The organism is Stutzerimonas xanthomarina DSM 18231, assembly GCF_900129835.1.
GTDB classification, from domain to species: Bacteria; Pseudomonadota; Gammaproteobacteria; order Pseudomonadales; family Pseudomonadaceae; genus Stutzerimonas; species Stutzerimonas xanthomarina.
Window position 1 is genome coordinate 299,516 of the sequence record NZ_FQXA01000002.1, and the last position, 14,661, is coordinate 314,176.

Below are 14,661 nucleotides of genomic sequence, written 5' to 3' on the forward strand. Positions count from 1 at the left end.
CGTATCCGCGGCGGGTTAGCCCGCCTGTTGTTTGGTTGAGGTGAGGCACATGTCGCGCTGTCTGATGCCATGAAGCAGATAAAGCACGCCGAGACCCGCCACGACGCCCGCTATTGCATAGAGGGTTGCCAGCTGTTCGAAGCCGATCACCTGGTGTTGAGGCCCTTCGCTCAGATAGCGCGCTGAAAACAAACTGCCAAGTCCGGCGGCGACATTCGAAACCGTTCCTTGAAACGCCATGAATGCTGCGCGTTGGTGAGCATGGGGAACGCCGGCGGCAATGGTCATGGTGCTGTTGGTACGCACGGCACTCAGCGCCATGAACAGCGTGAAGATGACGTAGAGGGAGATGCCCACCGGTGCGGCGAACCCAAGCAAGGTCACCAGTGAGAGGCAGCCGCTGCTGACAAGCACCACTGTTACAGCGCTGCCGCGATCGATCCAGGCGCCGCCGATCCGCATGGCCGCAAGGCTGGCAACGCCGCCGAGCAGATACAGCAGCCCCAGATGCGGGCGGGGAAAGCCCAGGTTGAACTCAAAGTAGATGGCGAAATGGGGCACCAGTAGAAAGTGCCCAAACATCTGCAATGACGTGATGCCGAGTGCGACCAGCCAGAGGCGCGAACCCAACAGCGCTCGGACCGAGACTTTTGGCCGTTCCACGACTGCAGGCTTGGGCATCAACAACTGGCACAGCAGCGCCAGCAGCAGCCCCGTCCCGCCCAACAGGAAAAAAGGTGCCGTCCAGTTCCAGCGAATCGAACATTCCAAGGCCAGCGGAATGATCAGAATCGCGGCGAGTGAAAAGCCCATCCCGACATAGGCAAGCTGACGGCCGCGCTCCGCAGGCGGTATCACGTCGAGCATAGTCGCCATCAGAATCGCGCCCATCGGACTCGCCACCAGGCCGGACAGTATGAAGATTGCAATCAGCTGGTTGGGGCCAGTCGCCCAAGCACAGCTCAGCAGCAGGGCAAATCGCAGGACGAAGAGGGTGATCAGCGCGCGCTTGCGGTCGAAATGATCCAGCCAGGGCGCACTGACGAACCCACTTAGCGCGGCAGCCAAGGTTGCGCCGCCGCTGATGTAGCCAACGTGGCTGGCCTCCAGACCGAGCTCGCGCACGAGATCCGGCCCCAGCGGCATGACCATCATCAGGCTGCCAATGGACAGCATGTTGATCAGCATCGCTAGGTGAACGGCGATCCTCGTCTGGACGGCAACTTTCATCGGACTACGGCACGCTCGGTGGTCAGGCGGGCTGCATCCTAAGGCAAGCTTAACGCTATTTCAAATACAACTCGTTCGCATTAGCGCAAATAGACGTTGTCGGTTCTTGCTTCCAGATCCAACAGGAACCATTGCGCAGCGCGCCAAATCGCAGCCACGTGTTCAAACCGCAGAGTTGCTGCGGCTAGTTTTGGGGCGGAGCGGATGGGTTAGGTCGATCAGATGCCAAGACCAAACGAACGAGAGTTTGATTCCCTCCGCCAATGCCAGCCGGTAGGCAGGGTCGATCAGCCAATGGTCATCAGGCTGGCATTGCCGCCGGCCGCAGCGGTATTGATGCTCAGCGCCCGCTCGATCAACAGCCGCTCAAGTGGAATGTCGGTGTCGCCGCCCTTCATGCCCTGAACACCGATAATCGGACCGCTGCGCTGCGATAGCCGCTGGCTGACGTCGAGAAGCTGGTCGGGATCGCCATGGTACAGCACAACATCGAAACACGTCGCGTCGCTGGTCCAGTCCGGGGTCAAGGTAAGTCTGGCTTGTACCGTCTGAGGGAGCGCAGAATGGAGCTCCCGTGAGGGTGATCCATCGGCTAGCACCGCCTCGCTGCCAACGGCCAATACCGCAGCCAGTTGGATCATCAGGTCACCTTCATTATCTGCCAGACACAGCACATGCTCGCGTGGCAGTAGGCTGTAGCTGTTGCGCTCGCCTGTTGGGCCGGCGAGTAAGCGAGTGGTGCCGCTCTGGGATTGTTTGGCATAACGATCACATAAGGTCGCTATCGGCTCCCGACCGGTTTGCCGGGCCCACTTCTGAAAGTCACTGATGGCAGCGATCTGCGCGGGGGAGCGGCGCACCTCAGGCAACGTCTGTGTCCCGCCGAAGTCGAGTGCGCGCAACAGCGCGTCGTCCGGCCGTTCTGACAGCAGGCGATACAGATAGAGCGGGCCACCGGCCTTGGGCCCGGTACCCGAAAGTCCCTCGCCACCGAACGGCTGCACCCCGACGACCGCGCCGACGATGTTGCGATTGACGTAAAGATTGCCGACCTTCGCACGCTCGACGACCTTGGCGATGGTTTCGTCGATGCGGGTATGCACACCCAAGGTCAATCCGTAGCCCGCCGCGTTTATCTGGTCCAACAGTGGGTCCAGCTCTGTGCGACGGAAGCGCAACACATGCAGTACCGGGCCGAAGATTTCCTGCTGCAGCTCATCCAGGCGTTCGAGTTCGATCAGTGTAGGTGTCACATAGGTGCCATGAGCGCACTCTTCTTCATCGACACGGGCCAGCTGATGCACGCGATGACCCTTGTCGCGCATGGCTTGCAGGTGGCGCTCGATGTTGTCGCGCGCCTCGCTGTCGATGACCGGCCCGACATCTACTGACAGGCGCTGCGGGTTGCCCATACGCGCTTCGGCCATGGCGCCCTTGAGCATGCCGATGACTCGTTCAGCGACATCTTCCTGTATGCAAAACACCCGCAGAGCCGAGCAGCGTTGACCGGCACTGTCGAAAGCCGAGGCCATCACGTCCATGACCACTTGTTCGGCCAATGCTGACGAATCAACGATCATCGCATTCTGGCCACCGGTTTCGGCGATCAAGGGAATGCTTCGGCCGCGTTCATCCAGGCGACCGGCGAGGCTGCGCTGCAGGATCGAAGCGACCGCAGTGGACCCGGTGAACATCACGCCACGGATACGTTCGTCGGCGATCAGCTGGGCACCGACGGTTTCGCCGCGCCCTGGCAGCAGCTGCAAGGCACCCTTGGGAATGCCAGCTTCGTGCAAGATCTGCACGCCCAGCATGGCGATCAAGGGTGTCTGCTCCGCGGGCTTGGCCAGTACCGTATTGCCAGCGCCCAGCGCGGCGCAGACCTGGCCGGTAAAGATTGCAAGCGGGAAGTTCCACGGGCTGATGCACGCCACCGGGCCAAGGGGTACATGGGTGTCGTTGTGGAAGTTGTCACGCACCTCAGCACCGTAGAAGCGCAGGAAGTCGACGGCTTCGCGTACCTCCGCGATAGCGTTTGCATACGACTTGCCCGCTTCACGGATGAGCACACCCAGCAGTTGCTGCATGCGCTGTTCCATCAGTTCCGCTGCTTTTTGCAATGCAGCTGCGCGCTCGGCGGGCGGGGTGGTTCGCCAGGCGCTGGCACTGTCGAGGGCACAGCGTAGGGCGTTGTCGACGTCCGCTTCGCTGGCTTCCTGGACGTGCCCGACGATGTCCCGGTGATCAGCGGGGTTGAGCAAGGGCTCGGCAGCACTCGTCGAAACGGTGTCACAGCCGAGTAACGGCGTGGCGGTGAGGCGTCGGCGTGCACCGGCCAGCAAAGTGGACGAAAGCGAGGCCAGCCTTTGCTCGTTGGACAGATCGATACCGCAGGCGTTGAGACGGCCTTCGCCATAGAGGTGTTGGGGCAATGGAATCCGCGGGTGCGGCAGGCCGAGTGTGCCTTCCGATGCGAGCATCTGCTCGATCGTCACCACTGGGTCGGCCACCAGTTCTTCAAGCGAAATGCTCTTGTCCGCGATGCGGTTGACGAAGGAAGTGTTGGCGCCGTTTTCCAACAGGCGACGCACCAGGTAGGCCAGTAGAGTTTCATGGCTGCCAACGGGTGCGTAGATCCGGCAGGGGCGGTTTAGCCGCTCGTCGCCCTTGCCTACGACCTGCTCGTAAAGCGGCTCGCCCATGCCATGCAGGCACTGGAATTCGTACTGGCCGGGGTAGTAGTTCTGCCCGGCCAGGTGATGGACCGCGGCCAGGGTATGCGCATTGTGTGTGGCGAATTGCGGATAGATGGCTTCGGGCGCGCCAAGCAGCTTGCGCGCGCAAGCAATGAACGACACGTCGGTATAAGCCTTGCGCGTATAGACCGGATACCCCTCGAGGCCGTTGAGCTGAGCCAGTTTGATTTCGCTGTCCCAGTAAGCGCCCTTGACCAGGCGGATCATCAAGCGATGGTGGCTGCGCTTGGCCAGGTCGATCAGAAAATCCACAACGTACGGGCAGCGCTTCTGATAGGCCTGAATGACGAAACCGATGCCGTTCCAGTCGGCCAGCGAAGGCTCGAAGCAGAGCCGTTCGAGCAGTTCCAGCGACAGCTCGAGACGGTCCGCTTCCTCGGCATCGATGTTGATACCGATGTCGTAGCGTCGCGCCAGTTCAGTCAGCGACAGCAGGACAGGGTAGAGCTCATCCATCACCCGGTTGTACTGCGCGCGGCTGTAGCGTGGGTGCAGTGCCGACAGTTTGATCGAGATGCCCGGCCCCTCGTAGATTCCGCGACCGCGCGAAGCCATGCCAATGGAATGAATCGCCTGTTCGTACGAGGCCAGATAGCGGCGTGCGTCCGCGGAGGTAAGCGCCGCTTCGCCGAGCATGTCATACGAGTAGCGGAAGCCTTTAGCCTCCATGGTTTGCGCATTGGCTAGCGCTTCGTTGATGGTTTCGCCGGTAACGAACTGCTCGCCCATCAACCGCATCGCCATATCCACACCCTTGCGGATGAGCGGCTCGCCACCTTTGCCGATCAAGCGGTTCAGCGACGAAGAAAGGCTGGTTTCGTTGTGCGTCGCCACCAGCCGGCCGGTGAGCATCAGGCCCCATGTGGCGGCGTTGACGAACACCGACTGGCTGTTGCCCAGGTGCGGTTGCCAGTTGCCGGTGCTGATCTTGTCGCGGATCAACGCATCGCGCGTGCCTTTGTCCGGCACCCTGAGCAGTGCTTCCGCCAGGCACATCAGGGCCACGCCTTCTTGAGATGACAACGAGAACTCCTGAAGCAACCCCTGAACCAGGCCCTGCCGTCCGCCAGCGCTTTTCTGATTACGCAGTTTCCCGGCGATGCGTAGCGCGAGTTGATGGGCCGCTTCGGCCTTTTCCGGTGACAGGCGCGCCTGCTCCAGTAGCACCGGCAACGCCTCCGGCTCGGGGCGGCGATAGGCCGCGGTAATAGCCGCACGGAGAACCGACTGCGGCAGGATGCTGTCGGCAAATTCGAGAAACGGCTGGCTGCCTGTTGTGACGCTGCTCTGGTCATGGCCGGCGTGCGACAGTGGCTCGGCGTCGGATTGGTTAGCGTCGCTTTCGACCTGATCAAGATAGCGGAGCAGTGCTTGCTCGATCACCCACTGCGGCGGACACTTGAGTCGGCTGGCGGCCACCTCTAGTCGATCGCGGGTTGCCTCGTCGAGCGCGATATCCAGCGTGCTGGTGACCATGTGACTGTCCTCCGAGATGAGGTAGGGCGAAAAACCTTGGCAGCAGTTTGCATCTGTCATCGCCACCGATAGACAAGCGCGGCCGGCTGATCTGTTTGTATCTCCTCAGCGTAGACCCTTGCTGTGCTTTGTCCGGCGCGTCCGGCGATTGGCAAAGGCGCCACCGAAGCGGATGGTCATCAGTAAGTTGATTGAGCTGCGTTCAACTACGCCTTTTGAAGGCGGACAGTGACTAGCTGTGCAACCGTCGCGGTTCCGCCAGCAGGCGTGGAGGGGAGGCGCAAACGGTTTTGAGATTTGAAGTACTCGACCGAGGGACAACTGACGCTAGGCCGCTTGCCAGCGGTGCTCAATGCACCAACGACGAACGAACTTCGCGCCGCCCTGTTCAGCGCTTTTCCGGCTCCGGCACGTCGGTCACGCTGACTCCTTCCTCGCGGATTTTTTCCTCGGCTTCAACCTCATCGTCTTCGTCGCCCTGCAGGCTCTGTTGGTCAGGCGCCGGCTCGTATTGCAGTTCGACCAGTACCGGGAAATGATCGGAGCCAAACTCTGGAAGGCGTTGGATGCGCACCAATTGGAAGTGATGGCTATGAAACAGGTGATCCAGCGGCCAGCGCAGAAACCAGTGCTGAGCGTGAAAGCTGTTGACCATGCCGCGACCGACCCGTGGGTCCAGCAGGCCACTGATCTTGCGAAACAGGCGCGTGTTGGCTGACCAGGCAACATCATTGAGGTCTCCGGTGACGATGACCGGGGTGTTGTGCAGATCGTCCCGAACACTCTCGGCGACGACCAGCAGTTCGACGTCACGCTCGGTCGACTCGTCGTTTTCCGTGGGGCTCGGCGGGGCTGGGTGCAGGAAGTGCATGCGGATCGCCAACTGGTCATTCAGGCGGACATTGGCATGCATGGAGGGCACATCGTCTTCGACCAGAAAGCAGGTTTCGGCGTTTTCCAACGGCAACCGGGACCAGACATGCATGCCGTAAAGATTGTCCAGTGGGCAACGCTTGGAGTAAGGGTATTCTGCGGTCAGCTCCTCAAGCTGGTCCTCCCACCATTGGTCCGTTTCGAGCGTCACCAGCACATCGGGACGATGCTCACGAACAAGTGCCTTGAGCTTGCCCGCCTGGCGGTTCGGCGTCAGGACATTGGCCGCCATGACGCGTATGCGCGGTTTGTCGCCGCCAGGGACAGCGGTTTTCACCTCAGGACGCCACAAGCGGGTGTACGGGATGATCCACCAGGCCTGATAGGCGAGGCAGAGGATCACCAATCCACTGATCAGAATCTGAAGCGGTTTGGAATAGGGCAGCAACAGTGCCTGGGCGACTAGCAAGGTGAAGGCGAGTACACACAGTTGCAATCGGGGGAAATCCAGTCCGCGTACCCACCAGACCGGGTTCTTCCACAGTGGTAGAAAAGTCAGCACGACCAGCAGGCCAGTCGCCACTAACAAGATCCCTTCCGTCATGACCGATCCTCGGTGCAGTTCGGCGCGACGTCATATCGGCCGTTCGGGTACCTGAGAGCAGGCATAACAAATTCGTCCCGTCGACGCCCTGATTGGTTCCGCTTGTTTTGTGATGGAGAGGGCGGGGAGGGGCGGCGGCCTCTTGAGGGCACGCTGAGCAAGGAGAGCCAACAAAAAAGGCCTGACACGCAAACGTGTCAGGCCTTCGCTGGAGTGGCTGCCAGTCGACGTTACATCGGTTCGCCAATGGCTGCGCAGCTGTTCGCGGTCGCGGCGTGCTTCCTCAGCACTGCCAACTGAGGTTGCTCGGCGCCCCCTGCAATGTCGAGTGCGAGAATGTAGTTGCCCCACCATGGACCGCCGGCCCAGTAGGTCATCGGAACGCAGTTCTCGCGCAGATAGCCGAGCAGATTATCCATCGCGACGATTGCATCGGGTGCGTAGTTCGGTACGCCCATCTCGCCGATGAATCCACGCAGCTTGTTGGTCCGGAGCCAGTCCACGAAAGGCTTGGCGCGGTTGATACCGAGCTCAGGCGCGAAGGTTTCGGCTTTGTCGGCGTACATGCCTGAGGTGTCCCGATCCAGGTACATGTGGGCTTCGAAGATCAGGTTGTTCTGCGGGTCGCGCATCCATGGGTCAGCGATGAGCTGGGTGTTCGATTGCGGCCAGTGCCAGGCGCTGGAGAACCGATCGCCGGCAACGTAGATCCAGTTGGTCTGGTCGACCTTGCGGATCTCCTTGGCGGCTGCCAGCGCGGCTTGCGGCCAGAGTCCCTTGGTGTTCGGCTCGTTCATCAGACCGTAACCGCTGAGTGCCGGATGTTTACCGACTTTCAGCGCAATACGCTTCCAGGTGTTGGCAAACGACTGGATCGATACCGTTTCGGAACCTATCGGCTGGCGGTAGTAGCGATAGTAGTTATGCATGTCCAGCACGACCTTGACCCCATGCTTGTGGGCAAAGTCGAGCGATTGGGTAAGCAGTGCCAGTTGAGCGGTGTCGAGTTCAGTGTCCAGCTGCGGTTGGATGCGCTCCCAGAGAAATGGCAGCCGGACCAGTTTCAGGCCCTGTTCGGCGTATTTCTTGTAATAGGATTCGGCTGGGTAGATGTAATTGGTCCCGTGCTTGCCCGGCAAGACCGAAGGACCGAAGGCGGCCCCGGACAGGGCGACACCGACCAGTTGCACCGGTTCGGTAGTCGGCATCGTGACGTCGGCTATCGGCGCCGAAGGTGTGGCTGGCAAGATAACCGGAGCCGCTACCAGGCTGAGTTTGTTCGGATAGCCGATGCGATTGCCGTCAAGCGTGGGGCCATCCATAAACACCGTAAGCGCGCCGCTGGCAGGCTTTACCGATGTAATGGTGCGCACCTGACCGTCGGCAGTGCGTACCGATGCGCCAACCATGAAGGCCGCCTTGTTCTGCGCAGTCGCAGCGACCGAAACGCCCGCCGACGCACGCCAAGAGCCGTTCAGCCAGTAACTGTTGGTGAACTTGTTGATCAGCGCCGCATGGCTCGGAGCGGAAACCGGAGCAGGGCTCGGTTCGGCTGGCACGGGCAGCGTGGTCGCCACGGTGCTCACGCGGAGCCTGTTGGGATAACCGACCAGATTGCCGTCGAGCACCGGGCCGTTCATGAACACGGTCAGCGCCCCGCTGGCGGGTTTGAGCGCGGTGACGGTTCGAATCTGCCCATCTGAAGTTTGCACCGCGGTTCCAACTTTGAACGCGGCCATGTTCTGATTTGTCGCGGCGACCGATACCCCTGCTGAAGCTCGCCAGGAGCCGTTCAGCCAGTAGCTGTTGGTGAACTTATTTATCAGTGCTGAGTAGGAAAGAGTCGAGACGCCTGTTGTCGCGTTGCTAGCGGCGTAAAGATCGTTTACAGGGAACAAAGCCAACAGCGTGGACAGAGCAACTGCAGACATGGGCCGTTTACAGGCCTTTGAAACAAACGAGGTAAACATCGGCTCACCGTGATCATACACATCGAAACGCAGGTTTCGATGAAGCGACAGGGGGAGGTTGATCAATAAGCGGCGCTGCAAAGGCAGGCGGGATACCACAAACAGAACGAACCAATGGGTAAACGAAATGGGCTTCCATGAGCGCCCGTTCCGCTTGCATAGTTATAATTTATTTTCTAAATCGCTAAAACAATAAGCGCCTTTAATAAGGCGCCAAAATAAAGTCTTTTTTGACGTTTGATATCATTTTGATACTTAAACGCCATGCTTCTGTGAATTGGAAAGAAGCTGAAAGCCACTAGCTATAGCTTCGGCGGTGATAGCCGCGTCATTTTTTTGAATTGGCCGTTACGCCGTTTCGCTTCAGGGGATAATGGAAATCCGATAAGCGGTATCAGTATTTTTTGAACTATTTAAGAAGTGGTGAGATTCGCGGCGGATTGATGCAAGGCTAAGCCACCCGAAATGCGAAACCAGCGCTCTCGCTGTCGCGGGTTTGACTTGCGTCGGGAAGGGTTTTGGTTGTGCTTGTAAAGCGCTGATGCTTCGGGCAGGGTCGAGGTCAGGCCTCTATTGACGGAGTGAACTCATGTCGGAGCTATACCCCCGCGTCGACCCCGATGGGCTGATCGAATATTCAGTCGTTTACACAGACCGGTCGCTTAACCACATGTCCCGGTCATTCCAGAGCGTGATGAACGATATTTCCGCCGCGTTGAAATCCGTCTACAACGCCCATGCAGTTGCGATCGTTCCGGGCAGTGGCACCTTCGGAATGGAAGCAGTTGCGCGCCAGCTCGCGCACGACCGCAACTGTCTGGTGATCCGCAACGGCTGGTTCAGCTATCGATGGACGCAGATATTCGACATGGGCCGTATTCCTGCGCACTCAACTGTGCTCAAGGCACGTCCGGAGAATCAGGCTGCGCAAGCTGCATTCACGCCGCCGCCAATAGATGAAGTCGTCGCAAGCATTGCCGCCCAAAAGCCGGATCTGGTGTTCGCTCCGCACGTGGAGACGTCCTCGGGGATCATCCTTCCTGATAGCTATCTGCGTGCTGTCAGCGACGCGGTACACGCGGTGGGCGGTCTGTTCGTTCTGGACTGCATTGCCTCCGGTGCGCTTTGGGTCGATATGCAGGCGAGCGGCGTGGATGTGCTGATCAGTGCGCCTCAAAAAGGCTGGAGCGCTTCACCCTGTTGCGCACTGGTGATGCTCAGCGAGGCTGCCCAGGCACGCGTCGAGGCGACTCAGAGCAGCAGCTTCGCCTGCGACCTGAAAAAATGGCTGCAAATCATGCAGGCCTACGAGCAGGGTGGTCACGCCTATCACGCCACCATGCCGAGCGACGCCTTGGCGCGCTTTCGCGATGTCATGTTCGAAACCCGCGACTACGGATTCGAAACCGTTCGTGCGCAGCAACTGGAGCTCGGACAGCGAGTCCGCGCATTGTTGGCTCAGAAGGGGTTCAAAAGCGTGGCTGCCAAAGGGTTCGAAGCACCTGGCGTGGTGGTCTGTTACACCGACGATGCAGGCATCAAGAGCGGCAGCAAATTTGCGACGCAAGGCCTGCAGATTGCCGCAGGGGTACCGCTGCAGTGCGACGAGCCAGCGGATTTCCAGACCTTCCGCATCGGGCTGTTTGGCCTCGAGAAGCTGAAGAATATTGATCGGACGCTCAATATCCTGCAGCGCGCCCTCGATCAGATTGTTGCCGTCTAGGTCACGGCTGGTTCAGCGGTTCCGGTAAGATCGAGACCGCTCGTCGCCGAATGGATAGGCGTTGAGACGGACGCGCAGACCTGTTGTTGAGCCATGCCGCATGCCAGAGACCTCGCGAATACGGCTTTGGGGGTGGGTAGAGGGGCTGAAACCTGCGAGATAGACACATTCCTGAAACAAAATTGTGTTTGCGCGGGCCGTCATGCTGACTACGCTGAAATTGTACAAAGCTTATTACAACAAGAAAGAGGGGCTAACTATGACCAACAACCAGAATGCTCAGGTCGTTGCACTCGAGTTGTGGCGCTTTTGCGCACACTGCATTGCTACCATCGTTGTTGTAGGAGCGGTACTGATTGGGTTCCTCGGATCATGGGAGCTGGGCCTCAAGGTCGGTGTGCTGCCGTTGCTGGCGCTGATTGCCGCGGACATGCTGGCCAGACGTCGGGAGCATGACATTCAACCAAGGAATTCCTGACCACTTGCCATCCTGCGCTGACCCGAGCGGTTCGCGCAGGATAGAACCCCTTTCGACCCTCGCTGTCTTGTCTACCTCTGCAACTTAGCCACAACGGTTCGCGGTGTTTTAAGACATCACGCGTGGTCAAGCTGGCCATCTGTTCGCCAAGCTCGTCATTCAATGTCTCGATAGCACCAACCGCAGGGAAGCCCGTGTTTCTCCGGCCACGTAGTCAATGCGAATAACCGAGCGGTAATGACTAAGGGGCTGAGCGCTCGTCAAGGTAATCATGGTAGTAGTCCAACGTGGCGAGGTTCTTGTCCTTGGCCTCGAACATCATGTCGAACCGATCGAGGAATTCACGGGCGTAGAGATTGGTCCAGCGATTCCACATGCGTTTGCTGTGGCTGTAGAGGTCACGTTTGCTGACTTTTTCCAGCAGCGCCGGAATTTCCAATTTCTCATCGACGCTGAACCCTAGCTCCATCAGGCTTTCCGGCGGTTGCGAGTAATGCATAGCTGGCCGTACACCGCGCCAGCTGTCAACGATGCGCGCCACGCGCGTGTCCTGTGGGTCGATATACCGGTCTTCATTGATCCAGCAGTGGTGGATGTCCAGTACCACCGGCGCAAGGTCGGCGAGCTGCAGGCAGTCGTCGACGCCGTAGGTCTTTTCCTCGTTCTCGAAGGTGATGCAATTACGCGCCTCGGTGGAGAGTCGCGGCCAGATCGTGCGGATGCCGTCGACGCCCAGGCGACCCGCGATGTGCACGTTGCATTTGAAATCCTGGAACTGCCGACCGAAGCCCATCATGCGAATCATGTCGGCGTGATATTCGAATTCGGTCAGGCTGTTCTCGACGACCTGAGGCTTGTCTGAGCCAAGCACGCAATATTGACCCGGGTGCAGCGACAGCCTGATGCCGGCTGCTCGAGCACGCTCGCCGATCAGCGCAAAGCCTTTGTCCATCGCCGCTTGCACCTCGGCCTGACGGTAGAAGTCCTTCGCTTCCGGATGGCTATAGAACGGCAGCAAGTCGCTGCTCAGGCGCAACATGCGCAGGGGTGGTGGCAAGGTCTCGACGTAGTCGAGCATGCGCAACTGCGCAGCCAGGTTGTGTTCGATGATGCCGTTCAGCTTCTCGCGCGCCACCTCTTGCGACACGCTGTTGAGCCAACGCAACGTGGTCGAACGCGGATTGAAGGTGCGCTCGATGGCTTCCAGCTCTCTCAGCGACTCGCTGTGGCCGGGGTGACGATACATGCAGGCAAAACCTATCTTGTACATAACGACCTATGCCGGCAGCGCTGATGGTAGCCGCTGCAAGTGACTGTCTTGTTTAGTACCCGGACGTTACCTGGGGTGCCATGCACCTGATGAACAGTCGACCGCAGCAACACGAGCGGAACCTGTAAGCCCAATACGTCTGCCGAGGGGTGTATCCGTTTCTTGGACCGTGCAAAAGGCCGAGCCGTCGCCGCGACCACTGCTCGCTCGGCAGGCAGCCAGCGGTGAAAAACCCGTACCATATCAACCACCTGTTGATGCTCTAGTTGGTTTTTTCCATGTTTTCTGCCGTCAAACGCTACAAGCTCCTGGTGTCGGGTGCCTTGGCGCGTTGTTTTCCTCGCACCTCAGCTTATCTGCAATCGGAAGAGGAACTGTTGTTGCGGCGCTGGCCGGACGCAGCTGCCAAGCAAGCCTTGCAGCGCACGGGCAAAAAGCCAGGTGCAACAGCGAAGATCGGTCGGACGATCAAGTCCCCTGCGGCGGCAGCTACTTCAGCCAAACCTCGCGCAAAAGCTCGCAAGCCGGCCAGTGAAGGCATTTATGGGCCGGCTAAGTTGACGGTCGATGAACAGCAGATTCAGGCGATGCGTCTTCGTGTCGGTCGCGCGGTAGAAGCCGGCGTGATCTGCGCGCCGTCGGATGAGCAATGGGCAATGATCCTCTGCGAGAGCCCGGTGACGCGTATCTTTGCGGGGGCCGGCTCAGGTAAGTCCACCACGTTGGTGCTGCGTGTGGTGTTCATGCTCTGCCATATGGGGATCGCGCCGGAGCGGCTGACCGTCATTTCCTTCACTAATGCATCCTGTACGCAGCTGCGCGAGCAACTGATTCGGGTGCTGGGTTTCTGGAATTTCGATTTTGATCCCGCCAGTGCCCGGCAGTGTGTGAGGACGTTCCATTCGGCCATGGCTGCGATGGCCAGGGACGTGCTCGGCAAGCCGGTCTGGTTCGAGCAACTGGACGAAAAGGGTGCCTCGCCGCTCGAGCTGGACAACCCCCTGACCGCTTCGCGTATGCGGCCGGCACAGCAACGACTGCTCAAACAGGCCTATCAGAGCTGTTATGCCGAAGAGGATCGTTTTCGCACGCTGGTGCATGAGCTGCTGCGCTTGCCGCCGCCAGACGATAAAAAGCGTGCGCCAAAGGCGCCTCTGGATCTATTCAAGCTCGCCGGTGAGTTCACCCCAGTGCCGCTGTTCGAGGCGTTCTTCGTGCAAGCGGGATTTATCGAAAGCATCGGCATTCGCATCGACCAGATGCACCCCACCCGGCTGCAGGGTTCATCGGCTGAACGAACCTTCAGCGAGGCCTTGGCGCTGTTCTGGCGGCATTTCCAGGCGCTGCTCGCGTCGCAGGGATTGACCACCTTCAACGGTGCGTTTCAAACCTTGACCCAGCGTCTTGCTGCATCCGACCGCAGTGTGCCGTCAGCGGCGCTGACGCCGTTCAGCCACTTGCTGATCGATGAATTTCAGGATATCTCGCCGCAGATCGTTCAGTGGCTGCAGGCGCTTCACCGTGCGCTGTCGAGCCAGGGCGAGGCCGTCAGCCTGATGGCCATCGGCGACGACTGGCAGTCGATCTACGGCTGGCGCGGCAGTTCGCCGGAGCTGTTCATGGATTTTGACAAATACTTCCCTGGCCACGGCGCATCGAAGAAGAGCAGGGTGGTGATGCTGGAAACCAACTACCGTTCAATCGAGCCCGTCATCCGCGATGGCGAGGCCGTGCTGAGCGGGGTGACGTTCAAGCAGACCAAGGTCAGCCAGGCGGCCAAGGCGACGCAACAGGGCGATCATGGGGTAAAACTGGTAACCCGCTTCGATGTGAAGAGCCGGCTGCCAGAGCTGATCCGCGAGATCCAGGCGCAATGCGAACATGTTGCCGCTCGCCCGAATGCTGACCGCAACGCGGTGCTGGTACTCAGCCGGCGCAACGAGCCATTGCGGGCCATCGAGGCGCAGCTGGACCGCAAGCTGCCGGTCAAGACCTACACCATTCATCGCGCCAAGGGCCTGCAGGCCGAGGTCGCGATCATCGTCGATGATTGTCTGCCGGCCGAGCGCCATCCTTTGCGAAATGCGCTGTATGCCTACTCAGGTTTTTTCCGCCACAGTTATGACCAGGCGATGGCCGACGAGAGCCTGCGCCTGGCTTACGTGGCGATCACCCGTGGCGTTAGCCGGGTGTTCTGGTATACGCAGAAAGTCCAGGGCGCAACGCGGCTGCTAGCTGACCAACGCAAAGCGCAGTGAGCAAGTCCGGCTGGCGACCGATA

General features: G+C 59.6%; 8 protein-coding genes. 3 read left to right on the forward strand and 5 right to left on the reverse strand.

Annotated features, from left to right (window positions below; all coding sequences use genetic code 11):
- Positions 1-15 precede the first annotated feature (15 nt).
- The 4 genes from BUE09_RS05725 to BUE09_RS05740 form a co-directional block, all read right to left on the reverse strand.
- A complete protein-coding gene (locus BUE09_RS05725; RefSeq protein WP_073299739.1) occupies positions 16-1,230 on the reverse strand; it encodes an MFS transporter in 1,215 nt (404 codons plus the stop codon).
- A gap of 287 nt (positions 1,231-1,517) precedes the next feature.
- Positions 1,518-5,462 carry a trifunctional transcriptional regulator/proline dehydrogenase/L-glutamate gamma-semialdehyde dehydrogenase gene (putA, locus tag BUE09_RS05730; RefSeq protein ID WP_073299740.1) on the reverse strand — a complete coding sequence of 1,315 codons (3,945 nt, stop codon included), beginning with the start codon at positions 5,460-5,462 and terminating at the stop codon, positions 1,518-1,520.
- Positions 5,463-5,850: 388 nt separating this feature from the next.
- Complete coding sequence (locus BUE09_RS05735) at positions 5,851-6,939, reverse strand: endonuclease/exonuclease/phosphatase family protein (RefSeq protein WP_073299741.1); 1,089 nt, start codon at positions 6,937-6,939, stop codon at positions 5,851-5,853.
- Positions 6,940-7,169: 230 nt separating this feature from the next.
- Positions 7,170-8,651, reverse strand: a complete 1,482-nt coding sequence (locus BUE09_RS05740) for a cellulase family glycosylhydrolase (RefSeq protein WP_231975527.1) — start codon at positions 8,649-8,651, stop codon at positions 7,170-7,172.
- Between the two features lie 847 nt (positions 8,652-9,498).
- Between BUE09_RS05740 and BUE09_RS05745 the strand changes: the two genes are divergently transcribed.
- Positions 9,499-10,632, forward strand: coding sequence for an aminotransferase class V-fold PLP-dependent enzyme (locus BUE09_RS05745; RefSeq protein WP_073299742.1), 1,134 nt, complete (start codon positions 9,499-9,501; stop codon positions 10,630-10,632).
- Positions 10,633-10,891: 259 nt separating this feature from the next.
- Entirely contained in the window at positions 10,892-11,110 is a 219-nt protein-coding gene (locus tag BUE09_RS05750) for a hypothetical protein (RefSeq protein WP_029404523.1), read from the forward strand.
- Positions 11,111-11,351: 241 nt separating this feature from the next.
- Here the strand turns inward: BUE09_RS05750 and BUE09_RS05755 are convergent, their stop codons facing one another.
- Positions 11,352-12,380, reverse strand: coding sequence for an apurinic/apyrimidinic endonuclease family protein (locus BUE09_RS05755; RefSeq protein WP_073299743.1), 1,029 nt, complete (start codon positions 12,378-12,380; stop codon positions 11,352-11,354).
- 278 nt (positions 12,381-12,658) lie between these two features.
- Between BUE09_RS05755 and BUE09_RS05760 the strand changes: the two genes are divergently transcribed.
- Positions 12,659-14,638 carry a DEAD/DEAH box helicase gene (locus BUE09_RS05760; RefSeq protein WP_073299744.1) on the forward strand — a complete coding sequence of 660 codons (1,980 nt, stop codon included), beginning with the start codon at positions 12,659-12,661 and terminating at the stop codon, positions 14,636-14,638.
- Positions 14,639-14,661: the final 23 nt, after the last annotated feature.

Bases quoted from the DNA above. Each gene is read 5' to 3' on its own strand.
- putA (WP_073299740.1), bottom strand. From the start codon at position 5,462: ATGGTCACCAGCACGCTGGATATCGCGCTCGACGAGGCAACCCGCGAT.
- BUE09_RS05760 (WP_073299744.1), top strand. From the start codon at position 12,659: ATGTTTTCTGCCGTCAAACGCTACAAGCTCCTGGTGTCGGGTGCCTTG.
- BUE09_RS05745 (WP_073299742.1), top strand. From the start codon at position 9,499: ATGTCGGAGCTATACCCCCGCGTCGACCCCGATGGGCTGATCGAATAT.
- BUE09_RS05735 (WP_073299741.1), bottom strand. From the start codon at position 6,939: ATGACGGAAGGGATCTTGTTAGTGGCGACTGGCCTGCTGGTCGTGCTG.
- BUE09_RS05750 (WP_029404523.1), top strand. From the start codon at position 10,892: ATGACCAACAACCAGAATGCTCAGGTCGTTGCACTCGAGTTGTGGCGC.
- BUE09_RS05755 (WP_073299743.1), bottom strand. From the start codon at position 12,380: ATGTACAAGATAGGTTTTGCCTGCATGTATCGTCACCCCGGCCACAGC.
- BUE09_RS05725 (WP_073299739.1), bottom strand. From the start codon at position 1,230: ATGAAAGTTGCCGTCCAGACGAGGATCGCCGTTCACCTAGCGATGCTG.